Annotated in this window: 20 protein-coding genes; 9 read left to right on the top strand and 11 right to left on the bottom strand. The window is 72.2% G+C overall.

All coding sequences use genetic code 11. The annotated features are described in order from the left end of the window. Positions 1-44: 44 nt before the first annotated feature. Genes ACF1A5_RS03735 through ACF1A5_RS03720 form a run of 4 tightly spaced genes read right to left on the bottom strand, consistent with a single transcriptional unit; the run spans position 45 to position 4,516 of the window. Positions 45-695 carry an ATP/GTP-binding protein gene (locus tag ACF1A5_RS03735; protein WP_392191150.1) on the bottom strand — a complete coding sequence of 217 codons (651 nt, stop codon included), beginning with the start codon at positions 693-695 and terminating at the stop codon, positions 45-47. Then, on the bottom strand, positions 676-1,098 hold the full coding sequence (locus ACF1A5_RS03730) for a DUF742 domain-containing protein (protein ID WP_356191906.1): 423 nt from the start codon (positions 1,096-1,098) through the stop codon (positions 676-678). The genes ACF1A5_RS03735 and ACF1A5_RS03730 overlap by 20 nt, the downstream gene beginning before the upstream one ends. Further along, positions 1,095-1,598: a roadblock/LC7 domain-containing protein gene (locus tag ACF1A5_RS03725; protein ID WP_392191149.1), complete on the bottom strand. Its 504-nt coding sequence runs from the start codon at positions 1,596-1,598 to the stop codon at positions 1,095-1,097. Before ACF1A5_RS03725 ends, ACF1A5_RS03730 begins: the two co-directional genes overlap by 4 nt. Further along, positions 1,595-4,516 carry a nitrate- and nitrite sensing domain-containing protein gene (locus ACF1A5_RS03720; RefSeq protein WP_392191148.1) on the bottom strand — a complete coding sequence of 974 codons (2,922 nt, stop codon included), beginning with the start codon at positions 4,514-4,516 and terminating at the stop codon, positions 1,595-1,597. Before ACF1A5_RS03720 ends, ACF1A5_RS03725 begins: the two co-directional genes overlap by 4 nt. A 404-nt stretch (positions 4,517-4,920) precedes the next feature. Here ACF1A5_RS03720 and ACF1A5_RS03715 point away from each other — a divergent pair, with 404 nt between their 5' ends. Further along, complete coding sequence (locus tag ACF1A5_RS03715; RefSeq protein WP_392191147.1) at positions 4,921-5,727, top strand: hypothetical protein; 807 nt, start codon at positions 4,921-4,923, stop codon at positions 5,725-5,727. Here ACF1A5_RS03715 and ACF1A5_RS03710 read toward each other — a convergent pair. Further along, a complete protein-coding gene (locus ACF1A5_RS03710; protein WP_392191146.1) occupies positions 5,714-6,208 on the bottom strand; it encodes a MarR family winged helix-turn-helix transcriptional regulator in 495 nt (164 codons plus the stop codon). The two genes, ACF1A5_RS03715 and ACF1A5_RS03710, sit on opposite strands and share 14 nt — an antisense overlap. 288 nt (positions 6,209-6,496) lie before the next feature. Here ACF1A5_RS03710 and ACF1A5_RS03705 point away from each other — a divergent pair, with 288 nt between their 5' ends. Next, positions 6,497-7,315, top strand: a complete 819-nt coding sequence (locus ACF1A5_RS03705; protein WP_392191145.1) for a lysozyme — start codon at positions 6,497-6,499, stop codon at positions 7,313-7,315. 75 nt (positions 7,316-7,390) lie between these two features. Here the strand turns inward: ACF1A5_RS03705 and lon are convergent, their stop codons facing one another. Both lon and ACF1A5_RS03695 read right to left on the bottom strand, forming a co-directional pair. Further along, positions 7,391-9,853 carry an endopeptidase La gene (lon, locus tag ACF1A5_RS03700; RefSeq protein WP_392191144.1) on the bottom strand — a complete coding sequence of 821 codons (2,463 nt, stop codon included), beginning with the start codon at positions 9,851-9,853 and terminating at the stop codon, positions 7,391-7,393. 256 nt (positions 9,854-10,109) lie between these two features. Continuing rightward, positions 10,110-11,108, bottom strand: coding sequence for a rhomboid-like protein (locus ACF1A5_RS03695; RefSeq protein WP_392191143.1), 999 nt, complete (start codon positions 11,106-11,108; stop codon positions 10,110-10,112). Between the two features lie 192 nt (positions 11,109-11,300). On the opposite strand from ACF1A5_RS03695, the gene ACF1A5_RS03690 reads away from it, so the two are divergent. The 7 genes from ACF1A5_RS03690 (at position 11,301) to ACF1A5_RS03660 (ending at position 20,720) form a co-directional block, all read left to right on the top strand. Then, on the top strand, positions 11,301-11,978 hold the full coding sequence (locus ACF1A5_RS03690) for a spermidine synthase (RefSeq protein WP_392191142.1): 678 nt from the start codon (positions 11,301-11,303) through the stop codon (positions 11,976-11,978). 113 nt (positions 11,979-12,091) lie between these two features. After that, positions 12,092-12,829: a response regulator transcription factor gene (locus tag ACF1A5_RS03685; protein WP_392191141.1), complete on the top strand. Its 738-nt coding sequence runs from the start codon at positions 12,092-12,094 to the stop codon at positions 12,827-12,829. Continuing rightward, positions 12,826-13,935: an ATP-binding protein gene (locus tag ACF1A5_RS03680; RefSeq protein WP_392191140.1), complete on the top strand. Its 1,110-nt coding sequence runs from the start codon at positions 12,826-12,828 to the stop codon at positions 13,933-13,935. Before ACF1A5_RS03685 ends, ACF1A5_RS03680 begins: the two co-directional genes overlap by 4 nt. A gap of 292 nt (positions 13,936-14,227) precedes the next feature. Continuing rightward, a complete protein-coding gene (locus ACF1A5_RS03675; protein WP_392191139.1) occupies positions 14,228-18,073 on the top strand; it encodes a multifunctional oxoglutarate decarboxylase/oxoglutarate dehydrogenase thiamine pyrophosphate-binding subunit/dihydrolipoyllysine-residue succinyltransferase subunit in 3,846 nt (1,281 codons plus the stop codon). Positions 18,074-18,220: 147 nt separating this feature from the next. After that, positions 18,221-18,400 carry a DUF6104 family protein gene (locus tag ACF1A5_RS03670; protein WP_028420339.1) on the top strand — a complete coding sequence of 60 codons (180 nt, stop codon included), beginning with the start codon at positions 18,221-18,223 and terminating at the stop codon, positions 18,398-18,400. 309 nt (positions 18,401-18,709) lie between these two features. Next, complete coding sequence (locus ACF1A5_RS03665) at positions 18,710-19,609, top strand: DUF4097 domain-containing protein (RefSeq protein ID WP_392191138.1); 900 nt, start codon at positions 18,710-18,712, stop codon at positions 19,607-19,609. A 1-nt stretch (position 19,610) separates the two neighbouring features. Beyond that, complete coding sequence (locus ACF1A5_RS03660; RefSeq protein WP_392191137.1) at positions 19,611-20,720, top strand: helix-turn-helix transcriptional regulator; 1,110 nt, start codon at positions 19,611-19,613, stop codon at positions 20,718-20,720. A 60-nt stretch (positions 20,721-20,780) separates the two neighbouring features. On the opposite strand, the gene ACF1A5_RS03655 is transcribed toward ACF1A5_RS03660, so the two are convergent. The 4 genes from ACF1A5_RS03655 to ACF1A5_RS03640 form a co-directional block, all read right to left on the bottom strand. Continuing rightward, positions 20,781-21,350: a Clp protease N-terminal domain-containing protein gene (locus ACF1A5_RS03655; protein WP_392191136.1), complete on the bottom strand. Its 570-nt coding sequence runs from the start codon at positions 21,348-21,350 to the stop codon at positions 20,781-20,783. Further along, complete coding sequence (locus tag ACF1A5_RS03650) at positions 21,350-21,559, bottom strand: helix-turn-helix domain-containing protein (RefSeq protein WP_390708859.1); 210 nt, start codon at positions 21,557-21,559, stop codon at positions 21,350-21,352. Before ACF1A5_RS03650 ends, ACF1A5_RS03655 begins: the two co-directional genes overlap by 1 nt. Positions 21,560-21,694: 135 nt before the next feature. Next, positions 21,695-22,660 (bottom strand): zinc-binding dehydrogenase, encoded by a 966-nt coding sequence (locus ACF1A5_RS03645; protein WP_392191135.1) that lies wholly within the window; start codon positions 22,658-22,660, stop codon positions 21,695-21,697. 153 nt (positions 22,661-22,813) lie between these two features. Then, entirely contained in the window at positions 22,814-24,037 is a 1,224-nt protein-coding gene (locus ACF1A5_RS03640; protein WP_392191134.1) for an NADP-dependent malic enzyme, read from the bottom strand. Positions 24,038-24,166: the final 129 nt, after the last annotated feature.

The raw sequence follows: 24,166 nt of genomic DNA, 5'->3' as shown, positions 1-24,166 counted from the left end.
CGGGGGGTTTCCCCGAGGGTGCTGCTCGGGGTCCTCGAGTCGGACTACTCGGGGGTTTCCTCGAGTGCGTGGGCGACGAGGGCCAGCAGGGTCTCTATGGCCGAGATGCGGCGCCGCGCGTCCATGATCATGACAGGTATGTGTGCGGGAATCGTGAGGGCCTCGCGCACGTCCTCCGCGTCGAACACCTCGGTGCCCTCGAAGTGATTGACCGCGACGACGTACGGCAGCCCGCAGCTCTCGAAGTAGTCGAGCGCCGGGAAGCAGTCCTTCAGGCGGCGTGTGTCGGCCAGCACGACGGCGCCGATCGCGCCGCGCACCAGGTCGTCCCACATGAACCAGAACCGCTGCTGGCCCGGCGTGCCGAACAGGTAGAGCACCAGGTCGTCGTCGAGCGTGATGCGGCCGAAGTCCATGGCCACGGTGGTGGTCTGCTTGCCCGGTGTGGCGGTGAGGTCGTCGGTCTCCTCGCTCGCCTCGGTCATCATCGCCTCGGTCTGCAGGGGCGTGATCTCCGAGACGGAGGTGACCAGCGTGGTCTTGCCGACGCCGAAGCCGCCGGCCACCACTATCTTCGTGGCGATCGGGGCGCGTGTGCGGTCCGTCTGCCACGGTTGCAGTTGCTCCTGCTCCCCCGGCACGGTGGGGAGCGGGGAGACGCCGACGGAGGCGGAGTCAGAGACGACGGAGTCCACTCAGCACCCTTTCCAGCAGTGCGCGGTCCGGCCGGCCCACGCCGTGCCCGGTACCGGTTCCGTATACACGGATCTTGCCCTGGTCCGCGAGGTCGCTCAGGAGCACACGGACCACGCCGAGCGGCATCTGCAGCAGCGCGGCGATCTCGGCCACCGTCCGCATGCGGCGGCAGAGTTCGACGATGGCCCGCATCTCCGGCATGACCCGGGTGGTGAGGGAACCATTCGTCAGTTCCTTGCGCTCCTCGGCGGCCTCCAGCTCGGCCGTGCTCGTCACGAAGGTCTCGACGAGCAGCACGTGACCGAAGCGGGTACGGCCGCCGGTGAGCGAATAGGGGCGGACGCGGGCGGGTTTGCGTTCCCCGCCGCGGACCGGAAGGTGATGTTTGGACGTACTGCTCATCGGGCGCTCCCCGCCGACTCGGACTCCAGGGATTTCCTCAGCTCGCTGCGGAGTTCGGGGGTCAGGACGTGTCCGGCACGGCCCACGAAGAGCGCCATGTGGTAGGCCACCACGCTCATGTCGCACTCCGCGGAGCCGTGCACGCCGAGCAGCGAGCCGTCACTGATCGCCATGACGAACAGGCTGCCCTCGTCCATGGCGACCATCGTGTGCCTGACCCGGCCGAACTTCATGAGCTTGGCCGCGCCGACGGTGAGGCTGCCGATGCCGGAGACGATCGTGGCGAGGTCCGCGGCGGAGCCGCGTGGCCCGCCGCGCCGCTCGCCGGGGGCCTGGCGGGCCTCGGCGTTGCGGCCGGGGTCGGACGAGAGCAGCAGCAGACCGTCGGAGGAGACCACCGCGACCGAGAGGATCCCGGGCACCTCCTCGACCAGGTTGCTCAACAGCCAGTGCAGGTTGCGGGCTTCACTGCTCAGTCCGAAGGTACTGGGCGCGGTCAACTGCTTGCCTCCTCGACTGTGCCCCCCGTGGCTTCTTCGACGTTTCCGTGTCGGTCCGGCCGCTGGGTTCCGGCGATCTCCGCCTCGACGTCGCGGTATCCGGCCTGCGCTCCCTGACGGAAGCCACCGAGGCGACGGCGGAGTGCCTCGGCGTCCACGGACCCGGTGCGCTGCCGCGGGGCCTGGGTGGGTGCGGTGATCTTCGGGGTGCGCTTGGGCAGGCCCTTGGCGGTGACCGGGTCCTCGGCCTCGTCCTCGGCGCGCTCGTGCACCTCGAAGTCGCCCGCGGCGGCGCGGGTGGGGCCGCCCGGTGCCGGGGGGGAGGTCTCGTGGGCGGGCGCGGCCGGGGTGTGCGGGGCGTTCCCGCCGGCGGCCGCGTGCGGTGCCGGCGCGGCGGCCGTGGTGGGGCGGGCATGGGCCGGAGCCGGGCCGGAGCCGGGCCGCACGGGCAGGGGGTCCGGCTCGGAGGCCTGCGCCGGGAGCGTCAGCTCCATGGTCGTCTCGGCGGGGGACTCCTCCGGCGCGATGCCGGGGGCGGGCGCCGCGGGAACGGCCTCGGCCGCGCCGTGGGGCGCCGCCGGCGCCTCGGCCGCGTCGGCGGTCCCGGCCGTGCCGGCCGCCTCCGCGGTCTCCGAGCGCTGCACCGCCTTCTCCGCCAGGGCCACCAGCGGGTCCTCGCCCTGCCCACGGCCGTACAGCACGTTGGAGTTGGCCTCGGCGTCAGCGCCCGGCAGCGAGTAGCTCTGGGCGCCCCCGGCCGCGGGCCGCGCCGACGGGGCCCCGACGGCGGGCGCGGCCGCCAGCAGGCTCCGCGGTACGACGACGACCACGGCGACGCCGCCCTGCTTCTGCTCGCGCAGCTGCACCCGTACACCGTGCCGGTGGGCGAGCCGGGCCACCACGTACAGCCCGAGGCCGAGGCCGTCCTCGTCCTCCTGGTCGTAGGACGCCCCGGGGTCGAACTCGGCGAGACGGGCGTTGAGGCGGGCCATCCGCTCGTCGGTCATGCCGATGCCCTCGTCCTGGACGGAGAGCATGATCTCCCCGTTCTCCAGGAGCCAGGCGGAGACCTCGACGGGCTGGTCGGGCGGCGAGAACGCGGTGGCGTTCTCCATCAGCTCGGCCAGCAGGTGGCTGAGGTCGTCGGCGGCGAAGCCGGCGATGTGGGCGTGCGGCGGCAGTGCGGCGATACGGACCCGCTCGTACCGCTCGATCTCACTGACCGCGGCGCGGACCACGTCGACGAGCGGGACCGGGCCGGCGCTCTGCTGGAGGTGCTCGGTCCCGGCGAGGACGAGGAGGTTCTCGCTGTGCCGGCGCATGACCGTGGCGAAGTGGTCGAGCTTGAAGAGGGTGGAGAGGCGCTCGGGGTCGTGCTCGCGCTCCTCCAGGCTCTCGATGACGCCGAGCTGCCGCTCGACCAGGCCGAGGGTGCGCAGTGCCAGGCTGACGAAGGTGCTGCCGATGCTGCCGCGCAGCCGCTCCAGCTGGGCGGCGGAGTCGGCGAGTTCGGCGCGCAGTTCCTCGCGGGCGTCGGCCATCGTCTGGCGCTGGCCGACCAGGTGCCTGCGGTCGGCCTCCAGGTGCTTGCGGTCGGACTCCAGGCCGGCGATGCGCTCGGCGAGGGCCACGGCGTGCGCGTGCAGCGCGTTGACCGAGCGGACGACCTGGGCGAACTCGTCGTTGCGGCCGGTGAACTTGAGGGGTTCCTCAGCCGCCGGGTCCACCGCGCCGGCCAGGCGGGCGGAGCCCAGGCGCAGCACCGCTAGCGGGCGCGTGAGGGTGCGGGCCAGTGCCGTGGCGATGGCTGTGGCGACCAGCAGCAGGGCGCCGAGGAGGGCGATCCGGATCTCCAGCGCGGTGACGTCGTCGTCGCGGAGCTGGGCCAGGTCCTTGGTGCGGTGGTCGTAGAGGGAGGACTCCGCGCCGCGCATCAGGTCCACCCGGGCGCTGAGCGCCGCGTCGGCCTTCTTCAGGCTGGTGGCGCGGTCGCGGTCGGAGAACGTGGGCTGGTCGGTGAGCTGGGCGAGGTACTTCGCCGCGCTGTTGACCTCGGGGCCGGTGACGGTCGAGTCGTACGCCGCTTTGGCCGCTTCGGGGGCGGTGTCGCGGAAGTCGGCGAGGGCGGCGTCGGAGCGCAGCCGGGCCTGCTGGGCGGCGGCGCTGAGGGCGTCGCGTTCCTTGGCGTCGGCCTCCGAGGCGGCCCCCGTGGTGGTGGGCAGTCCGGTGGCCGGGTCGATGACGGCCTGCGTGGAGTGCGGCACGCTGAGCGCGGCGAGCAGGAGGCCGCGGGCGGCGGCGGCCTGCTGGACGGCGGTGTCCAGCTCGGCGAGCGCGTACGCGCCGGAGCCGGCCCGCTGGGGCATCCGCTCGGCCAGCTCGGCAGGCAGCCGGTGCAGCTCGGTGATGGCGGCGGAGTAGGCCTGGTGGGTCTGCAGGGCGGTGCTCTGCCCGGTGAGCGCCGCGCGGCGCACGCCCGCGATGCCGTCGAGGTCGGAGCGCAGCCAGGCGGGGGTGTCGGGGTCGGCGCGCAGTTCCTCGACCTGCCGGTCGACGCGGGTGCTGCGCTGCTCGGAGGGCGCCTTGGCCTTGGGGCGGCCGGCGGCGACGTAGGAGGTGACCTCGTCGCGTTCGTCGGCCAGCGCGTGGGCGAGGGCGAGGGCGTCCTGGGTCCGTCCGGCGAGCGTCACCAGATTCTGGGAGTCGCTCACCTGCCCGGAGGCGGCCATCACCGACGGGGCGCCCGCCCCGGCGACGGCCGCGGCCACGACGGCGACGGCCGCGATGAGCCGGTTGCGCACGTGGGTGGGACGGCCCTTGCCGACGGGGGGCGTGGCGGGGGACTGCTGCGGGCCTCCCGCGGAGGTCGTGTGGTTGCCTGTGCGCCGAGGCCGCGTTTTCTGCACCGGTGCTCGCATTCCTGTGCTCGTGTACTCATGGGCCCGGGTGGCGCCCCGTCAATTGGTGCGACTGGTGCGTACACCCTCCCCCGAGCTCCCGACTTCGCGCGAGCAGGGGGACCTCCGTCGGTTTCCGACCCTCCCAGTGCCGGTGGGCAGTGGTCCCGCATCGTCCGACCGGCCACCCGAAGGAGTGAACATCGGAGGGGAGTTGGCGGGCAAGTTCCCCAGACGGGCGTGACAGCCCTGCGCGGCGGGCCGGTTGGACGTGCGGGGCAGGCTTTGGCAGTATTCGCCACCACGCCTTCCCGGAGTGATCCATTCCAACCCAAAACAGGCGTGTGACCTGCGATGGCGCGTACATTCCGGGGCGGTTGCCAGCCTTTCGCAAACCTTGTGAAGGCCTCGTGCAGACTGGCCGGATGCGTACTGAAGTCGTTTCGGAGCCCGGTCTGCCGGATCGTCCCAACGAGGACTTCGCGAGTGTCGGCCTGCCCGCTTCCGGGCAGGGTGGCTGCCTCGTGGTTCTGGACGGGGTGACCCCGCCCGGAACGGGGACGGGGTGTCTGCATTCGGTCCCCTGGTTCACCGCCCGGCTCGGCGGGGCGCTGACCGAACTGACCGTTTCCTGCGGAGATCTGACTCTGCCGGAGATCCTCACGCGGGCAGTCTCGCGGGTCGCCGGGGCCCACGCGGACACCTGTGACCTTTCTCACCCGCGCACCCCGCAGGCGACCGTGGTTGTCGCCCGCTGGTCGCCGGAGGCGGTGGAATACCTGGTCCTGTCGGACTCGGCGCTCCTGGTGGAAGCGTCGGACGGCACCGTCACCCCCCTCCTGGACGACCGCCTGGCCCGGCTGCCCCCGGCCTCGCTGGCCACCGACGCGCTCGTCGACTCCACGGTGCGCAACAAGGAGGGCGGCTTCTTCACCGCGGCCGCGGACCCCTCGGTGGCGGCCCGCGCCGTGACGGGCACCCTCCCGCGCTCCGGCATCCGCTCACTGACGGCTCTGACGGACGGCGCGGCCCGCTGGGTGGAGAAGTTCCACGAGGGGGACTGGACGCAGTGCGTGGCCCTCGTGCGCAAGGAGGGGGCCCACGCGCTCGTGGACCGCGTCCGCTCCCTGGAGAGGGCCGACCGCGAGGAGCGCGCCCGCCTGGGCCGCAGCAAGACGCACGACGACGCGACGGTGGTGTTCGCGGAGCTGCCCCGGGCTACTTCTCCATGACGTCGTTCAGTTCGTGCAGGAGGCGGGCGAGTTCGGAGACCTCGCGGCGGTTCCAGTGGGCGAGCTGGCTGACGTAGCGAGCCCGGCGGGCCTCGCGGACCCGGCCGACGCGGCCGCGGCCCTCGTCGGTGAGGGCGACGAGCCAGGCGCGCCCGTCCGCCGGGTCCGGTTCCCGGGCGACCAGGCCGAGTTCCTCCAGGGCGCGCAACTGGCGGGACATGGTGGCCTTGCCGACGCCGATGTAGGCCGCGAGGTCGGTGGCGCGCTGGCCGCCGCACTCGTCGAGCCGGACGAGCAGGCCGTAGGCGGAGGACTCCAGGTCGGGGTGGACCTCGCGGGCCATCTCACCCTGGTTGGCGCGGGCGCGCCGCAGCAGCACCGTCAGTTCCCGCTCCAGGGAGAGGAACTCGCGCTCCACACCGCCGGGCGCCGCGTCGGGCGCGCCACCCCGGTCTCCGTCGCCGTTCGCCTCTTCGTGCACGTCAGCCCCGCCTCGTTCTCCCGGTTCCCGGTGTCTTCCCGGGGGTGAAAGTTTCCGCCCGCCGCCGCCGTCGTCGCAGCTCCGCAAGTATTTCGCAGGCGTAGACCAACGGCAGCCCCCGGACCCCCTTCCCACCCCGGTTCTACGTGCGTAGCGTCCTCCGCAGGCAAGGAATGACATGCCCACGCCACCAACGAACGCCGGGCCCACGGCGGTTCGTTCTCCCCTTCCGGCCGGCATGTCTCGCGTTCTCCCCCACCGCGCACCACCGAGCCTCGGAGGCACGTCATGCCCGTGCACAGATCCGGAACGGCCCGCGTACGGCGGCTGACCGTCGCGGGAACCCTGATCGCCGCGTTCTCCCTGCTGTTCGCACTCCCCGCCTCGGCCGCCGGCCACCCCGCCCGGGGCTCCGCCCACATGGGCATGGGCGTCCTGGCGCACGACGGCCGGGACGGCGCCCCCGCACCCACCGCCGTCACGCAGACCGAGGGCGTCGACGTCGCCGGCTACCAGGGCAACGTCGACTGGCCGACCCTGTGGAACAGCGGCGTCCGGTGGGCCTACACGAAGGCGAGCGAGGGGACGTACTACACGAACCCCTACTTCACCCAGCAGTACAACGGCTCCTACGGCATCGGCATGATCCGCGGCGCCTACCACTTCGCCACCCCCGACACCACCAGCGGCGCCACCCAGGCCAACTACTTCGTCGACCACGGCGGCGGCTGGTCGCGGGACGGCATGACGCTGCCGGGCACCCTCGACATCGAGTGGAACCCGTACGGGGCCGCCTGCTACGGCAGGACGGCGAGCTCGATGGTCGGCTGGATCGCCGACTTCCTGAACACGTACAAGGCGCGCACCGGCCGGGACGCGGTGATCTACACGGCCACCAGCTGGTGGACCCAGTGCACCGGCAACTACGGCGGATTCGCCGCGAACAACCCCCTGTGGATCGCGCGGTACGCCTCGGATCCGGGGACGCTGCCGGCCGGTTGGGGCTACTACACCATGTGGCAGTACACCTCGTCCGGCCCGACGGTCGGCGACCACGACAGGTTCAACGGCGGGCTGGACCGGGTGCAGGCTCTCGCCAACGGCTGACCCGCCTCCCGGCGCACGGCGAAGGCCCGGGACTCCCTCACGGGACCCGGGCCTTGCCTCATCCGGCGGCCTCCGTCACGCGGCCACCGGAACCTCCGGCGCCGCCCCGCTCGACGCGGGCGCGAGCGCCAGCTCCAGGACCTGCCGGACGTCGGTCACGGCGTGGACGTCGAGCCGGTCCAGCACCTCGGCCGGGACGTCGTCCAGGTCGGCCTCGTTGCGCTTGGGGATGACGACGGTCCGCACCCCGGCGCGGTGGGCGGCCAGCAGCTTCTGCTTCACACCGCCGATCGGCAGGACCCGGCCGGTCAGCGAGATCTCGCCGGTCATCGCCACGTCCGTGCGGACCAGGCGCCCGGAGAGCAGCGACGCCAGCGCGGTGGTCATCGTGATGCCCGCGCTCGGGCCGTCCTTGGGGACCGCGCCCGCCGGGAAGTGGATGTGCACGCCCCGGTCCCGCAGGTCGCCCACCGGCAGTTCCAGTTCGGCGCCGTGGCTGCGCAGGAAGCTCAGGGCGATCTGCGCCGACTCCTTCATCACGTCGCCCAGCTGACCGGTCAGCGTCAGGCCCGCAGCCCCGGTCTCCGGGTCGGCCAGGGACGCCTCCACGAACAGGACGTCACCGCCGGCACCGGTGACCGCGAGGCCGGTCGCCACCCCGGGGACGGCGGTACGGCGCTCGGCCGGGTCCTGGGCGGACTCCGGCACATGGTGCGGCCGGCCGATCAGGGAGCGCAGATCGGCGTCGGTGACGGTGAACGGCAGCTCCCGCTCGCCCAGTTCGTGCCGGGCCGCCACCTTGCGCAGCAGCCGCGCGACCGACCGCTCCAGGGCCCGCACGCCCGCCTCGCGGGTGTACTCGCCGGCCAGCCTGCGCAGCGCACCCTCCTCGATCGTCACCTCGCCCTCGTGCAGGCCCGCCCGCTCCAGCTGGCGCGGAAGCAGGTGGTCGCGCGCGATGACGACCTTCTCGTCCTCGGTGTAGCCGTCCAGCCGGACGATCTCCATCCGGTCGGCCAGCGCCTCCGGGATGGCCTCCAGCACGTTGGCGGTCGCGAGGAACACGACGTCGGACAGGTCGAGTTCGACCTCCAGGTAGTGGTCGCGGAAGGTGTGGTTCTGCGCCGGGTCCAGGACCTCCAGCAGGGCCGCTGCCGGGTCGCCGCGGAAGTCCGAGCCGACCTTGTCGATCTCGTCGAGCAGCACGACCGGGTTCATCGACCCGGCCTCCTTGATCGCGCGGACGATCCGGCCGGGCAGCGCGCCGACGTACGTACGCCGGTGGCCGCGGATCTCGGCCTCGTCGCGGACGCCGCCGAGGGCGACACGGACGAACCGGCGCCCCATGGCGTGCGCGACCGACTCGCCGAGCGAGGTCTTGCCGACGCCGGGCGGCCCGACGAGCGCGAGCACGGCGCCACCGCGCCGCCCGCCGACCACGCCGAGACCGCGGTCGACGCGCCTCTTGCGCACCGCGAGGTACTCGGTGATCCGCTCCTTGACGTCGTCCAGACCCGCGTGCTCCGCGTCCAGCACCGCCTTGGCGCCCCGGATGTCGTAGGCGTCCTCGGTCCGCTCGTTCCACGGCAGTTCGAGGATCGTGTCGAGCCAGGTACGGATCCAGGAGCCCTCGGGCGACTGGTCGGACGCCCGCTCCAGCTTGTCGACCTCCTTCAGGGCCGCCTCGCGGACCTTCTCGGGCAGGTCGGCGGCCTCCACCCGGGCGCGGTAGTCGTCGGACTCCTCACCGTCCGGCTCGCCGTTCAGCTCGCGCAGCTCCTTGCGGACGGCCTCCAGCTGACGGCGGAGCAGGAACTCGCGCTGCTGCCTGTCGACGCCCTCCTGGACGTCCTTGGCGATGGTCTCGGCGACGTCCTGCTCGGCGAGGTGGTCCCGCAGCTGCCGCGTGGCGAGCCTCAGCCGGGCCACCGGGTCGGCGGTCTCCAGGAGCTCGAGCTTCTGGTCGGTGGTGAGGAAGGGCGAGTAGCCGGAGTTGTCGGCGAGGGCGGAGACGTCGTCGATGGCCTGGACCCGGTCGACGACCTGCCAGGCGCCGCGCTTCTTCAGCCAGCTGGTGGCGAGGGCCTTGTACTCCTTGACCAGTTCCACGACCTGGCCGGGGTAGGGGTCTCCCCCGTTGGAACGGAGTGGAGAACCCGGGGAAGTGTCCGGCGCGGTCTCCTCGACCGCCGTCCCCTCGACCCACAGCGCCGCGCCGGGGCCGGTGGTCCCGGCGCCGATCCGCACCCGCCCGCGACCGCGGACCAGCGCACCCGGGTCGCCGTCGGCCAGCCTGCCGACCTGCTCGACGGTGCCCAGCACGCCGGTCCTCGCGTACGTCCCCTCGATGCGCGGCACCAGCAGGACCCTGGGCTTGCCCGGCTCCGACCGGGCGGCGGCCTGGGCGGCCTCCACCGCGGCCCGCACTTCGGCGTCGCTCAGGTCCAGCGGGACCACCATGCCAGGCAGCACGACCTCGTCGTCGAGCGGCAGCACGGGCAGGGTGAGCGGTGTGAACGCCGTGGACTCAGCAGCCATGATCTCCCCTTCGGCAGTCAAGTTGAGCTATGCCGACTCAATGCTGGGGAGCTCGTCATTGTTCCCAGACGCCCGTTCGCTCTGAGCGATCAAGGGAAAGCCGCGCCGTTCGCGCCTTCTTCGCGGCACGCAGGAGCGCACGAGAGGGGGAGTCGAGGCGCTACGGGGTGGGGCGCGGGGCTCACGCGCCGGCGCGGACGCCGGCCGTGGCGCCCTGGTGCCCTGGTGCCCTGGTGCCCTGACGCCCTACGTCGGCTCAGGCCGTGGCGGCGGCCGGGCTCTGGACGCGCGCCCGCGCCCAGCGGCGAACGACCGGCCAGCTCGCCGCGCCGAGGCCCACGGAGATCAGATGCCCCGAGCTCGTCATCGGGTCGGTGTACGCGATCAGGTCCGGGACCTGCATTCCGAGGAACCCGAGGAGCAGCGGCCACCGCAGCCAGGGAGCGAGCAGGCCCGACAGTGCGCCGACACCGGCGGCGACGCCGAAGCTGATGCCGTAGTCCAGGCGGTGCAGCGAACTGTCGGGCAGCAGGCCCCCGAGCACCGCGAGCCCGACGGGGACCTCGGTCGCGAGGGTCGCCAGCACATGTCCGAACAGGAAGACGCCCGCCGTGCGCAGACCCCCCACCCGGCGTTCCAGCGCGGTGAGCACCAGCAGGAAGCACAGCGCGTACGGCGAGGCGATCCCACCCGCTACCCAGAGCGCGCTGCTCGTGAGCACCAGCAGGGGCGTCCGCACGAGGTGGGCGACATCCGTGCTGGAGCCCTGGTACAGGACGTTCATCAGGGCGGGGTCCACACAGCGGGCGACGAGCGAGGTGACGGCCAGCACGGCCGCGTAGCCGAAGGTGAAGGGGGTGCCGGTGGGGTCCGGCAGCAGACGCCAGGGGCGCAGCGCGCGACGGGTGCCGGCGAATCCGCCGGGCCCGCGCCGCCCGTCGAGGCGCGCCGCCGGCGTGATGTGTGCGGTCCCCCGGGTCCCCTCGGTCTCCGGCGGGGCGGCCGTGCCGACGGCCCCGTCCGTGCCGGCGTCCGGCACCCGGCCCCGCTGTCGCGGCATTCCGTCGAGCAGATGCGCGACCTGCGCGAGCCCCGGGTCCGCGTCGACGGCCGCGCCCGCGCGCGCACCGGCGCCCGCGTCCCGGTCCGCGCTCTTTCCCGGCGCGAGCGGAGGGGCCCCGTTCGCCCCGGCCGCGGGAGGAACGCCCGAAGACGCCGAAGAGGCCGCACCGTCAGTCGTCGCAGTCCGTTCCACGCCGAGGCGCTCCTTCCGTCACGCCCCACCCTTGGCGCCCCACCGGCCACTGTCTATGACCGACGCCACCTGAACGCCGATTCACAGCAACTTCTGACCTTGCTCCGGCGTCCGGCCCCTCTGCTTCGACACCACCCCCCGGGCACCGGTAATTCAGGTGGCGGCAAAGCCCCGTTGGGGCAGGATGGCCTCATGACCGCCTCGTACGACTCGCCCGTGGTGCTGGACCGCCGCGAGGGCCCCCACGGCGAGGTCGTGCTGCGCCGGCACGGCGCGCTGCTGCAGATCATCGCCAACGGCTGCTTCCTGATGGACACCTCCGACGGCCGCTCCGAACGCCTGCTCGTCGACGCCGCGCTCGCCGCCCTGGACGGACGCCCGGCACCGGACGTACTGATCGGCGGCCTGGGCGTCGGCTTCTCCCTGGCGCACGCGGCCGCCGACCCCCGGTGGGGGCGGATCACCGTCGTCGAACGCGAGCGCGCCGTCGTCGACTGGCACCGCGGCGGCCCGCTCGCCGCCCTGACCGCCGAGGCCCTCGCCGATCCGCGGACGGAGGTCGTCGAAAGTGATCTGGTTCACTACGTCAATGAGACATCCGCCACATTCGACGCCCTGTGCCTCGACATCGACAACGGCCCCGGCTGGACGGTCACCGAGGGCAACGAGGGGCTCTACGCACCCGCCGGACTGGGAAGCTGCGCAAGGGTGTTGAGGCCCGGCGGAGTGCTCGCGGTGTGGTCCGCCCAGCCCTCTCCGGATTTTGAAGGAAGCTTGCGGAATGTCGGATTCCAGCAGGTGCGCACCGAAGAGATCCCCGTTGCCCGGGGCGTTCCGGACGTCGTCCACCTCGCCGTCCGACCTGGATAGCAATGCCGAGGTGACTCCCCGTACGCTGCTTTCCTGACGCCGATCATTCAAGCGTCAATCGCAGTCATGGGATCACCCCACGGATTCCGGAAAGCACACCCCAGGGGCGGGCGATGGAGCAGACACACACCGCGCACAACGGCACGACGGCGACCCCCGGCGCACAGCGTCGCGTTCTGGTCGTCGAGGACGACCCGACCATCGTGGACGCCATCGCCACCCGTCTGCGCGCCGAGGGATTCCTCGTGCAAACCGCGGGCGACGGCCCGTCCGCCGTCGACACCGCCGAGGCCTGGCAGCCCGACCTGCTGATCCTCGACATCATGCTGCCCGGCTTCGACGGCCTGGAGGTCTGCCGCCGGGTGCAGGCCCAGCGCCCGGTGCCGGTGATGATGCTCACCGCGCGGGACGACGAGACCGACATGCTGGTCGGGCTCGGGGTCGGCGCGGACGACTACATGACCAAGCCGTTCTCTATGCGGGAGCTGGCCGCGCGGGTGCACGTGCTGCTGCGCCGGGTGGAGCGGGCGGCGATCGCCGCGACCACCCCGCGCTCGGGCATCCTGCGCCTGGGCGAGCTGGAGATCGACCACGCGCAGCGCCGGGTGCGGGTGCGCAGCGAGGACGTCCACCTCACGCCCACCGAGTTCGACCTGCTCGTGTGCCTGGCGAACACCCCGCGCGCGGTGCTCTCGCGCGAGCAGCTGCTCGCGGAGGTGTGGGACTGGGCGGACGCCTCCGGCACCCGGACGGTCGACAGCCACATCAAGGCGCTGCGCCGGAAGATCGGCGCCGAGCGGATCCGCACGGTGCACGGGGTGGGCTACGCCCTGGAGACGCCGACGCCATGAGCGGGGGGCCGGCGACACGGAGAGGCCCCGGGGAGGAACCCTGGGGCGGCGTACGCCCGTTCTCGATCAAGACCAAGCTCGGCGCGCTGGTCGTCATCGCGGTGCTGATCACCACCGGTCTGTCGATGATCGCGGTGCACACCAAGACCGAGCTGCGCTTCATCATGGTCTTCTCGATGATCGCCACCCTGCTCATCACGCAGTTCGTGGCGCACTCGCTCACCGCGCCGCTGGACGAGATGAACACGGTGGCCCGCTCCATCTCGCACGGCGACTACACCCGCCGGGTGCGCGAGAACCGCCGGGACGAGCTGGGCGACCTCGCCCAGACGATCAACCTCATGGCCGACGAGCTGGCGGCCCAGGACAGCGCCCGCAAGGAACTGGTGGCCAACGTCTCCCACGAGCTGCGCACGCCCATCGCGGGCCTGCGCGCGGTGCTGGAGAACATCGTGGACGGGTTCACCGAGGCCGACCCCGAGACCATGCGCACGGCCCTGAAGCAGACCGAGCGGCTGGGCCGGCTGGTGGAGACGCTGCTGGACCTCTCCCGGCTGGACAACGGGGTCGTACCGCTGAAGAAGCGGCGGTTCGAGGTGTGGCCGTATCTGTCGGGCGTGCTGAAGGAGGCCAACATGGTGGCCTCCGCGCGCGCGGGCATCGCCTCCGGCTCCGGCAGCCACACGCGTACCGACGTCCATCTGCACCTCGACGTCACCCCGCCGGAGCTGAGCGCGCACGCGGACCCCGAGCGCATCCACCAGGTGGTCGCCAACCTGATCGACAACGCGGTCAAGCACAGCCCGCCGCACGGCCGGGTGACGGTGAGGGCGCGGCGCGGGCCGCAGCCGGAGTCCCTGGAGCTGGAGGTGCTCGACGAGGGGCCCGGTATTCCGCGCTCCGAGTGGCACCGCGTCTTCGAGCGCTTCAACCGGGGCGCGGTGAGGCGTCCGCACGGCCCCGGCAGCGACGGCGGCACCGGTCTCGGACTGGCGATCGCCCGCTGGGCGGTGGATCTGCACGGCGGCCGGATCGGTGTGGCCGAATCCGAGCGTGGCTGCCGGATCCAGGTCACCCTTCCGGGGCTCCCCACGGGGTCGAGTTGACGTAGGGTTCGAACCGGAACCTCAAGATCCACCAGGGTCGCCGCAGGCGGACACGTGTGATCAGGCAGAGGATCGCCGGGGACCGCGCCCTTCCATGGGCCGGACCCGGGTTGCGCCTTCCCTTTCATAGCGGAACCACGCTTGTTTCCCGCCATTTCAAGCCCCGAAACACGGCTTTCAATGTGACTTACGCGACGATGAACGGGCCCGACCTGACCTTCACGGTCTTGGGGGCGTAGCCTTTATTTCCGCTGTCCATCACCTTGTGAAGCGGAAGAGGGCGGTTGCCGCCGTGTCGCCACAGTCCCCCAGTAACTCGAGCTCCCCCAGCCTCCGGCCGGGCGGTGCCCCCACGACCGACGACCAAGCCGGGAAGAACCCCGCTGCCGCGTTCGGTCCCAACGAGTGGCTCGTCGACGAGATCTATCAGCAGTACCTCCAGGACCCGAACTCCGTAGACCGCGCCTGGTGGGACTTCTTCGCCGACTACAAGCCCGGGGCCGCTGCCGCCGGCTCTTCGGCGCCCGCCGGTACGGGCACTGCGGCCGCGGGGGCCGCAGAGACCGCCACCCCGGCTCAGGCGGCGCCCGCTCCGGCTGCCCCGGCCCAGCCCGCGGCCCCCGCCGCGCAGGCACCGGCCGCTCCCCGGCCCGCCGCCGCGGCTCCGGCCCAGGCTCCGGCCCCGGCGAAGCCCGCCGCGCAGGCCCCGGCGCCCGCGCGGGCCGCCGCCAAGCCGCAGGCCAAGGCCACGCCCGCCGCCGAGGCGCCCGACGGTCCCGAGTTCGTGACGCTGCGCGGCCCGTCCGCCGCGGTCGCCAAGAACATGAACGCCTCCCTGGAACTGCCCACGGCCACCTCCGTGCGCGCGGTCCCGGTGAAGCTGCTGTTCGACAACCGCATCGTCATCAACAACCACCTCAAGCGGGCCCGCGGCGGGAAGATCTCCTTCACGCACCTGATCGGCTACGCGATGGTCCAGGCCATCAAGGCCATGCCGTCGATGAACTGGTCGTTCGGCGAGAAGGACGGCAAGCCGACCCTCGTCAAGCCGGCCCACGTCAACCTCGGCCTCGCGATCGACCTGGTCAAGCCCAACGGCGACCGCCAGCTCGTCGTCGCGGCGATCAAGAAGGCCGAGACGCTGAACTTCTTCGAGTTCTGGCAGGCCTACGAGGACATCGTCCGCCGCGCCCGCGACGGCAAGCTGACGATGGACGACTTCACCGGCGTCACGGTCTCCCTCACCAACCCCGGCGGCCTCGGCACGGTCCACTCGGTGCCGCGTCTGATGCCCGGCCAGTCCGTGATCATGGGCGTCGGCTCCATGGACTACCCGGCGGAGTTCCAGGGCACCAGCCAGGACACGCTCAACAAGCTCGGCATCTCGAAGGTCATGACGCTCACGTCGACCTACGACCACCGGGTGATCCAGGGCGCCGCCTCCGGCGAGTTCCTCCGCCAGGTCGCGAACCTGCTGCTCGGCGAGAACGACTTCTACGACGGCATCTTCGAGTCGCTGCGCATCCCCTACGAGCCGGTCCGCTGGCTCAAGGACATCGACGCCAGCCACGACGACGACGTCACCAAGGCCGCCCGCGTCTTCGAGCTGATCCACTCCTACCGGGTCCGCGGCCACGTCATGGCCGACACCGACCCGCTGGAGTACCAGCAGCGCAAGCACCCCGACCTGGACATCACCGAGCACGGCCTCACCCTGTGGGACCTGGAGCGCGAGTTCGCCGTCGGCGGCTTCGCCGGCAAGTCGATGATGAAGCTGCGCGACATCCTCGGCGTGCTGCGCGACTCGTACTGCCGCACCACCGGCATCGAGTACATGCACATCCAGGACCCCAAGCAGCGCAAGTGGATCCAGGACCGCGTCGAGCGCCCGCACTCCAAGCCGGAGCGCGAGGAGCAGCTGCGCATCCTGCGCCGGCTGAACGCGGCGGAGGCCTTCGAGACCTTCCTGCAGACCAAGTACGTCGGCCAGAAGCGCTTCTCCCTGGAGGGCGGCGAGTCGGTCATCCCGCTGCTCGACGCGGTGATCGACAGCGCGGCCGAGTCGCGCCTGGACGAGGTCGTCATCGGCATGGCCCACCGCGGCCGCCTGAACGTGCTCGCCAACATCGTGGGCAAGTCGTACGCGCAGATCTTCCGCGAGTTCGAGGGCAACCTCGACCCGAAGTCGATGCACGGCTCCGGCGACGTGAAGTACCACCTGGGCGCCGAGGGCACCTTCACCGGCCTGGACGGCGAGCAGATCAAGGTCTCCCTGGTCGCGAACCCCTCCCACCTGGAGGCGGTGGACCCGGTCCTGGAGGGCGTCGCCCGCGCCAAGCAGGACATCATCAACAAGGGCGGCACGGACTTCACCGTCCTGCCGGTGGCGATCCACGGCGACGCGGCCTTCGCGGGCCAGGGCGTGGTGGCCGAGACCCTGAACATGTCGCAGCTGCGCGGCTACCGCACCGGCGGCACGGTCCACATCGTCATCAACAACCAGGTCGGCTTCACCGCGGCCCCGGAGTCCTCGCGTTCCTCCATGTACGCCACGGACGTGGCCCGCATGATCGAGGCCCCGATCTTCCACGTGAACGGCGACGACCCGGAGGCCGTGGTCCGCGTCGCGCGGCTCGCCTTCGAGTTCCGCCAGGCGTTCAACAAGGACGTGGTGATCGACCTCATCTGCTACCGCCGCCGCGGTCACAACGAGTCGGACAACCCGGCCTTCACGCAGCCGCTGATGTACGACCTGATCGACAAGAAGCGCTCGGTGCGCAAGCTCTACACCGAGTCCCTCATCGGTCGCGGCGACATCACCCTGGAAGAGGCCGAGCAGGCGCTGCAGGACTACCAGGGCCAGCTGGAGAAGGTCTTCACCGAGGTCCGCGAGGCCACCTCGCAGCCTGCCGCCTCGCCCGCGCCGGAGCCGCTGGACGGCTTCCCGGTCGCCGTCCCGACCGCCGTCTCCACGGAGGTCGTCAAGCGCATCGCCGAGTCCCAGGTCAACGTCCCCGACCACATCACCGTCCACCCGCGTCTGCTCCCGCAGCTGCAGCGCCGGGCGTCCATGGTCGAGGACGGCACGATCGACTGGGGCATGGGCGAGACCCTGGCCATCGGCTCGCTGCTCCTGGAGGGCGTCCCGGTCCGGCTGTCCGGCCAGGACTCCCGCCGCGGCACCTTCGGCCAGCGCCACGCGGTGATCATCGACCGCAACACCGGCGAGGACTTCACCCCGCTGCTGTACCTGTCCGAGGACCAGGCCCGCTACAACGTCTACGACTCGCTGCTCAGCGAGTACGCGGCGATGGGCTTCGAGTACGGCTACTCGCTGGCCCGCCCGGACGCGCTGGTCATGTGGGAGGCGCAGTTCGGCGACTTCGTCAACGGCGCCCAGACGGTCGTGGACGAGTTCATCTCCTCGGCGGAGCAGAAGTGGGGCCAGACCTCCGGCGTCACCCTGCTCCTCCCGCACGGCTACGAGGGCCAGGGCCCGGACCACTCCTCGGCCCGCCCGGAGCGCTTCCTCCAGCTGTGCGCGCAGAACAACATGACGGTCGCGATGCCGACCTCGCCGGCGAACTACTTCCACCTGCTGCGGTGGCAGGTGCACAACCCGCACCACAAGCCGCTGATCGTCTTCACCCCGAAGTCGATGCTGCGTCTGAAGGCCGCGGCCTCGACCGCGGAGGAGTTCACCACCGGCGAGTTCCGCCCGGTCATCGGCGACGCCACGGTGGACCCGGCCGCGGTCCGCAGGGTCGTCTTCTGCGCCGGCAAGGTCTACTACGACCTGGAGGCCGAGCGGCAGAAGCGCGGCGTGACGGACACCGCGATCATCCGCATCGAGCGCCTGTACCCGCTGCCGGGTGCCGAGCTCCAGGCGGAGATCAAGAAGTACCCGAACGCCGAGAAGTACCTGTGGGTCCAGGAGGAGCCGGCGAACCAGGGTGCGTGGCCGTTCATCGCCCTGAACCTCATCGACCACCTGGACCTGGCCGTCGGCGCGGACATCCCGCCGGGTGAGCGCCTGCGCCGCATCTCGCGCCCGCACGGCTCCTCCCCCGCCGTGGGCTCCGCCAAGCGGCACCAGGCGGAGCAGGAGCAGCTGGTCCGCGAGGTCTTCGAGGCCTGACCGGCCGATCCTGCGCACCACCGGCCTGACGGCACAGGGCCCGGCCCCGAGTTTCCCGCTCGGGGCCGGGCCCTTCGGCGTGTCCGGGGCGCCTAACCTGGAGGGGTACGACCCGAGGCCCGCGGGCCCAGCATCAGGAGAGCACCCGTGTACTTCACCGACCGAGGCATCGAGGAACTCGAGAAGCGGCGCGGCGAGGAGGAGATCACCTTCGAGTGGCTCGCCGAACAGCTGCGGACGTTCGTCGACCTGAACCCCGACTTCGAGGTGCCGGTGGAGCGACTGGCGACGTGGCTGGCCCGGCTGGACGACGAGGACGACGAGTAGGGGACCTGGGGCTCCTCTTCGGGGGTCGGGCGGGGGTTCTGCGGGGCCGCGGGTTCTGCGGGGCCGCGGGTTCTGGGTTCCCGCAGGCAGGTTCTGCGTGTCCTCGTGTTCCGCGTGTTCCGTGGGGGCGCGCGTTTCTTGGGGTCCGATTCATGCCGTATGTCGTCACCGCATCGGGTGTCTTGACTTTCCCTGGCCGCGATATATCGTGAATAGCGGAAGACGCGATATGGCGTGTCCTGTCAATGTCCGGCCCTGTCCCGGCCCGGCGGTTGCGCGCGGTCCGGCCCGTCCCAGGAGGTCAGCACCATGCCCGAGTGGTCCGTCGGCGAGCCCGGGAAGCTCACCTTCGACGAGCCCGTGTCCGAGCTCCACGTCCGCATCGTCAACGGCGCGGTGAACGTCGTGGGCACGGACGAGGGTTCCGCCCGGCTGGAGGTCTCGGAGATCGAGGGCCCGCCCCTGATCGTCACCCAGCAGGGCGGCACCCTCACGGTCGCCTACGAGGACCTGCCGTGGAAGGGCTTCCTCAAGTGGCTCGACCGCAAGGGCTGGCGGCGCAGTGCCGTGGTGTCCCTGGCGGTTCCGGCGCAGGCGCGCGTCGAACTCGGGGTGGTCGGTGCCGCGGCGACGGTCTCCGGGCTGGACGGACACGCGGAGGTGAAGGGCGTCTCCGGCGACACCACCCTGGTGGGACTCACCGGCCCGGTGCGGGCGGACACCGTGTCGGGCAGCGTGGAGGCGCAGGCCCTCTCGGGCGACCTGCGGTTCAACTCGGTCTCCGGAGACCTGACCGTGGTCGAGGGCGCGGGCTCCTCGGTGAAGGCCGACTCGGTGAGCGGGTCCATGATCGTGGACCTCGACCCGGCGGGCCGCCCCACCGACATCAGCCTGACCAACGTCTCCGGGGAGATCGCCATCCGTCTGCCCCACCCGGCGGACACTCGGGTGGAGGCGAACACCGCGAGCGGGACGGTGTCCAACGCCTTCGAGGACCTCCGGGTCAGCGGCCAGTGGGGCGCGAAGCGCATCACCGGCCGCCTCGGCACGGGGCACGGCCGGCTGAAGGCGACCACCGTCTCCGGCTCGATCGCGCTGCTGCGGCGCCCGCCGGCGGAGGACGAGCCGTGGGAGTCGGAGCACCTCCGCCCGACCGACGCCCCGCGCGAGGGCACGACCGACGGTACGACCCACAAGAAGGTGCTCTGAGATGCCCCCCGTCTTCGCCCACGGCCGCCTGCGTCTGTATCTGCTCAAGCTGCTCGACGAGGCCCCGCGCCACGGCTACGAGGTGATCCGCCTGCTGGAGGAGCGCTTCCAGGGGCTGTACGCGCCGTCGGCGGGAACCGTGTACCCGCGCCTGGCCAAGCTGGAGGCCGAGGGCCTGGTCACCCACACCACCGAGGGCGGCCGCAAGGTGTACGCGATCACGGACGCGGGCCGCGCCGAACTGGCCGACCGCAGCGGTGAGCTGGCCGACCTGGAGCTGGAGATCCGCGAGTCGGTCGCCGAGCTCGCCGCCGAGATCCGGGCCGATGTGCGCGGCGCGGCGGGCGACCTGCGGCGCGAGATGCGCGCGGCGGCCTCCGAGGCCCGGCAGGGCCCCGGCACCGGCGCGGGCGGTCACGGCGACCTGGGCGACAAGGAGGCGTGGCGCGTCGCCAAGGAGGAGATGCGGCGGGTCCGGCAGGAGTGGAAGGAACAGGCCCGGCGCGCCAAGGACGAGAGCCGGCGCGCCCGGGACGAGGCCCAGCGCGCCCGGCGCCAGGCGAAGGAGGCCCAGGAGCATGCGCGGGCCCAGGCGCAGGAGGAGTTGCAGCGCGTCGCCCGGCGGGTGCAGGAGCAGGTGCAGGACCACTTCGCGCGGGGCGACTGGCCGACGGGCGTGCGCGAGGGTCTGACCGAACTGGCCAAGGAGTTCGGCGAGTTCGGGAAGGACTTCGGCTTCGGTCGCCCGGCGAACGGCACTACGGCGACCGGCACGTCCGCGCCCGGACGCTCGACGACCGGCGCGTCCCCCGCGGGCCCGTCGACGACCGGCGACTCCGGTACCGGCGCCGCCGCCACGCCCGCGGCCGGCCCCGACTACACGCGGACCCCGGAGGACTTCCCCGCCGCGTACGAACCTGCCTGGGCGCACGAGGACTTCACCGGTGACCCGGCCCGCGACCTCGACCGGCTCCTCGACCGCTTCCGCGACGACATCCGCGACGCCGCCCGTGACCACGGCGTCACTCCCGACCAGCTGCGCGAGGCCCGCCGCCATCTGTCCACGGCGGCGGCCCACATCGGAGCGGCCCTGCGCCGCCCGAAGGTCTGACGGACACCCGGCTCGACGGGCGCCCCCCCGTCGCGCCGGGGCCCGTGCGAGGGCCGGCCGTCAGCCGGCCTGCGCCTCTCCCCCGGCGTACAGCACACGCGTCAGGGACCCGTAGGTCACGCCGTGATCGGCGAGGACCTCCGACGGCACGCCCGGGCGGGCCGTCAGGGCGATCAGGAGATGCTCGTCGCCGATGTACCGGTCGCGATGCCCGAGCGCGACCCGCAGCGACTGGGAGAGCAGTTCCCTGGCCCCGCGGCTGAACGGCCGCCGCCCGGACCCGCGGCCGGGGCCGGCCTTCGACCCGGGCGCCAACGCCCCCTCCCCGTGGGTCTCCTCGATCCGGGAGACGACGGCGGACAGGTCGATGCCCAGCCCGGACAGGGCGTCCGCGTCGGCCCGGGAGAGCCCGCCCCTGCGCCGGGCCTCGGCCACCTCCCGCGCCACCGCCCGCCGCCCTTCCGGGGTCAGGCCCAGCGCGGCCAGGGCGAACGACCCGCGGCTGCCCTCCCGGTCGAGCAGGGCGAGCAGGACGTGGGACTCCTCGACCCGGCCGGCACCCGCCCGCTCGGCGTGCAGCACCGCGCCCTCGACCACGGCGCGGGCGTCCTTGCTGAACCGTTCGAACATCACTGCCTCCCGTACTTCTTGTGCACGGCCTGCCTGCTGACGCCCAGCTCGGCGGCGATCTCCTGCCACGACCAGCCCTGATTGCGCGCGCTGCGCACCTGCACCGCTTCCAGCTGCTCCAGCAGCCGGCGCAGCGCGGCGACGGCCCGCAGCCCGACCCGCGGGTCGCGGTCGCCCGCGCGCTCGGCGAGTTCCGTTGCCTCGGTCATGATGTCAACTTACGTTGACAGACGCCCTTTGTCAACCATGGTTGACGCACGCGGGGTTGGACAGACGAAACGGCGGGCCCGGAGGTCCGGACCCGCCGTCGGCGGCCGAGGAGCGCGCGGCGCCCGCGCCAGAGTTCAGGAGTTGGTGAGGACGATCTTGCCGAACTGGTCGCCCGACTCCAGCCTCTGGAAGCCCTCGCGGGCCCGGTCGAGCGGGAGCGCCTCGTCGATGACGGGACGTACGCCGGTGGCGGCGCAGAACGAGAGCAGGTCCTCCAGCTCGTCCTTGGTGCCCATCGTCGAGCCGACGACCTTGAGCTCCAGGAAGAAGATGCGGGTCAGCTCGGCCTGGGACGGCCGGTCACCGCTGGTGGCACCGGAGATGACGACGGTCCCGCCGGGCCGCAGCGACTTCACCGAGTGGGACCAGGTGGCCGCGCCCACGGTCTCGATGACGGCGTCCACGCGCTGCGGCAGCCGTGCCCCGGACTCCAGCGCCTCGACGGCGCCGAGCTCCACTGCCCGCTTGCGCTTGGCCTCGTCCCGGCTGGTGGCGAAGACCCGCAGACCGGCCGCCTTGCCCAGCACAATGGCGGCCGTCGCGACACCGCCGCCGGCCCCCTGGACCAGCACCGAGTCGCCCGGCCGCACGCCCGCGTTGGTGAAGAGCATGCGGTACGCCGTGAGCCAGGCCGTGGGCAGGCAGGCGGCCTCCTCGAAGGAGAGCTCCTTGGGCTTGGGCAGGATGTTCCAGGTCGGAACGGCGACCCGCTCCGCGAAGGTGCCCTGGTAGCGCTCGGTGAGGATGGAGCGGGGTTCCTTCGGGCCGACGCCGTGACCGGTCTGGCCGATCACGGAGTGCAGGACGACCTCGTTGCCGTCCTCGTCGACGCCGGCGGCGTCGCAGCCGAGGATCATGGGCAGCTTGTCCTCGGACAGCCCCACGCCCCTCAGCGACCAGAGGTCGTGGTGGTTCAGCGAGGCTGCCCTCACAGTGACCGTGCTCCAGCCGGGACGGGCCTCGGGGGCCGGGCGCTCCCCCAATTCCAGACCGCTCAGCGGCTGGTCGCGGTCGATTCGGGCGGCGTAGACAGCGAACATGACCTTGACGATAGGTGCGCGCCCCGACCGACGGAACCACAGGCACCTGTGACACACGTCTTCTTGCCAACGCGACGACTCGTCCGGGGGACGCACGGGCACCGGAGAACGGAAATGGCCCCGCCCGACAGGGGCGGGGCCATCCGGCTCACGTCAGCGACGCGCGACGCCCTCCGCGCGGGCGGCCGCGGCCACCGCCGCCGTCACCGCCGGAGCGACCCGCTCGTCGAACGGCGAGGGGATCACGTAGTCCGCGGCGAGGTCGTCCCCGACCACACCGGCCAGCGCCTCGGCCGCCGCGATCTTCATGCCCTCGGTGATCCGGGACGCCCGGACCTGCAGCGCGCCCGCGAAGATCCCGGGGAACGCCAGGACGTTGTTGATCTGGTTCGGGAAGTCCGACCGCCCGGTGGCCACCACGGACGCGTACTTGTGCGCGACGTCGGGGTGCACCTCGGGGTTGGGGTTGGCCATCGCGAACACGAAGGCGCCCTCGGCCATCGACGCCACCGCCTCCTCCGGCACCGTACCGCCGGAGACGCCGATGAAGACGTCGGCGCCGGCCAGCGCGTCCTCCAGCGGACCCGACAGACCCGCCTTGTTGGTGAACGAGGCCAACTCCCGCTTGACCGGGGTCAGGTCGTCCCGGTCGGCCGACACCACGCCCTTGCGGTCGGCGACGGCGACGTCACCGATCCCGGCCTCCACCAGCATCTTGGCGATGGCGACACCCGCCGCCCCCGCGCCGGAGATGACCGCGCGCAGGTCACCGAGGGCCCGGCCGCTCAGCCGCGCCGCGTTCCGCAGTGCCGCCAGCGTCACGACGGCCGTGCCGTGCTGGTCGTCGTGGAAGACCGGGATGTCGAGCCGCTCCTGGAGCTTGCGCTCGACCTCGAAGCACCGCGGCGCCGAGATGTCCTCCAGGTTCACGCCGCCGAAGGAGGGCGCCAGCCGGACCACGGTGTCGACGATCTCGTCGACGTCCGTGCAGGCGAGCGCGATCGGCACCGCGTCGACGCCTCCGAACTGCTTGAAAAGGATCGCCTTCCCCTCCATCACCGGAAGGGAGGCCTCGGGGCCGATGTCCCCGAGTCCGAGCACGGCCGTGCCGTCGGTCACGACGGCGACCACGGACGACTTCCACGTGTAGTCGTGGACCAGTTCCGGCTGCTCGGCGATGGCGGTGCACACCCGCGCGACGCCGGGCGTGTACGCCAGGGACAGGTCGCCCTTGTCACGGACCGGCACGGTGGCCTGCACTGCCATCTTGCCGCCGCGGTGCAGCGCGAAAGCCGGGTCGAAGGAATCGAGGGGCTCGGCCCCGCCGTCCCGCTCCGCACTGCCGTCGCTGCGAGGATTGACGATCTCCGCTGCCACTTGGTTTTACCCCTTAAGTATTCATGGTTTGAGGGTGGCCACTCCTGGTTGAGGGGTGGGCGGGACCGCGTGGGCCCGGTTCGGTGATCGTGTCGGGCGCCTACGCGACGGGCGCGCCGCACACGCGCC

The sequence above is a fragment of the Streptomyces sp. NPDC014864 genome (assembly GCF_043081525.1).
Classification (GTDB): Bacteria; Actinomycetota; Actinomycetes; order Streptomycetales; family Streptomycetaceae; genus Streptomyces.
The sequence above is the reverse complement of the archived record's forward strand: the minus strand, read 5'-3'. Positions and strand labels throughout refer to the sequence as shown.

Coding starts and splice junctions, on each gene's coding strand:
- ACF1A5_RS03730 (WP_356191906.1), bottom strand. CDS start 1,098: ATGAGCAGTACGTCCAAACATCACCTTCCGGTCCGCGGCGGGGAACGC.
- ACF1A5_RS03720 (WP_392191148.1), bottom strand. CDS start 4,516: ATGCGAGCACCGGTGCAGAAAACGCGGCCTCGGCGCACAGGCAACCAC.
- ACF1A5_RS03715 (WP_392191147.1), top strand. CDS start 4,921: ATGCGTACTGAAGTCGTTTCGGAGCCCGGTCTGCCGGATCGTCCCAAC.
- ACF1A5_RS03705 (WP_392191145.1), top strand. CDS start 6,497: ATGCCCGTGCACAGATCCGGAACGGCCCGCGTACGGCGGCTGACCGTC.
- lon (WP_392191144.1), bottom strand. CDS start 9,853: ATGGCTGCTGAGTCCACGGCGTTCACACCGCTCACCCTGCCCGTGCTG.
- ACF1A5_RS03690 (WP_392191142.1), top strand. CDS start 11,301: ATGACCGCCTCGTACGACTCGCCCGTGGTGCTGGACCGCCGCGAGGGC.
- ACF1A5_RS03685 (WP_392191141.1), top strand. CDS start 12,092: ATGGAGCAGACACACACCGCGCACAACGGCACGACGGCGACCCCCGGC.
- ACF1A5_RS03680 (WP_392191140.1), top strand. CDS start 12,826: ATGAGCGGGGGGCCGGCGACACGGAGAGGCCCCGGGGAGGAACCCTGG.
- ACF1A5_RS03665 (WP_392191138.1), top strand. CDS start 18,710: ATGCCCGAGTGGTCCGTCGGCGAGCCCGGGAAGCTCACCTTCGACGAG.
- ACF1A5_RS03660 (WP_392191137.1), top strand. CDS start 19,611: ATGCCCCCCGTCTTCGCCCACGGCCGCCTGCGTCTGTATCTGCTCAAG.
- ACF1A5_RS03655 (WP_392191136.1), bottom strand. CDS start 21,350: ATGTTCGAACGGTTCAGCAAGGACGCCCGCGCCGTGGTCGAGGGCGCG.
- ACF1A5_RS03650 (WP_390708859.1), bottom strand. CDS start 21,559: ATGACCGAGGCAACGGAACTCGCCGAGCGCGCGGGCGACCGCGACCCG.
- ACF1A5_RS03645 (WP_392191135.1), bottom strand. CDS start 22,660: ATGTTCGCTGTCTACGCCGCCCGAATCGACCGCGACCAGCCGCTGAGC.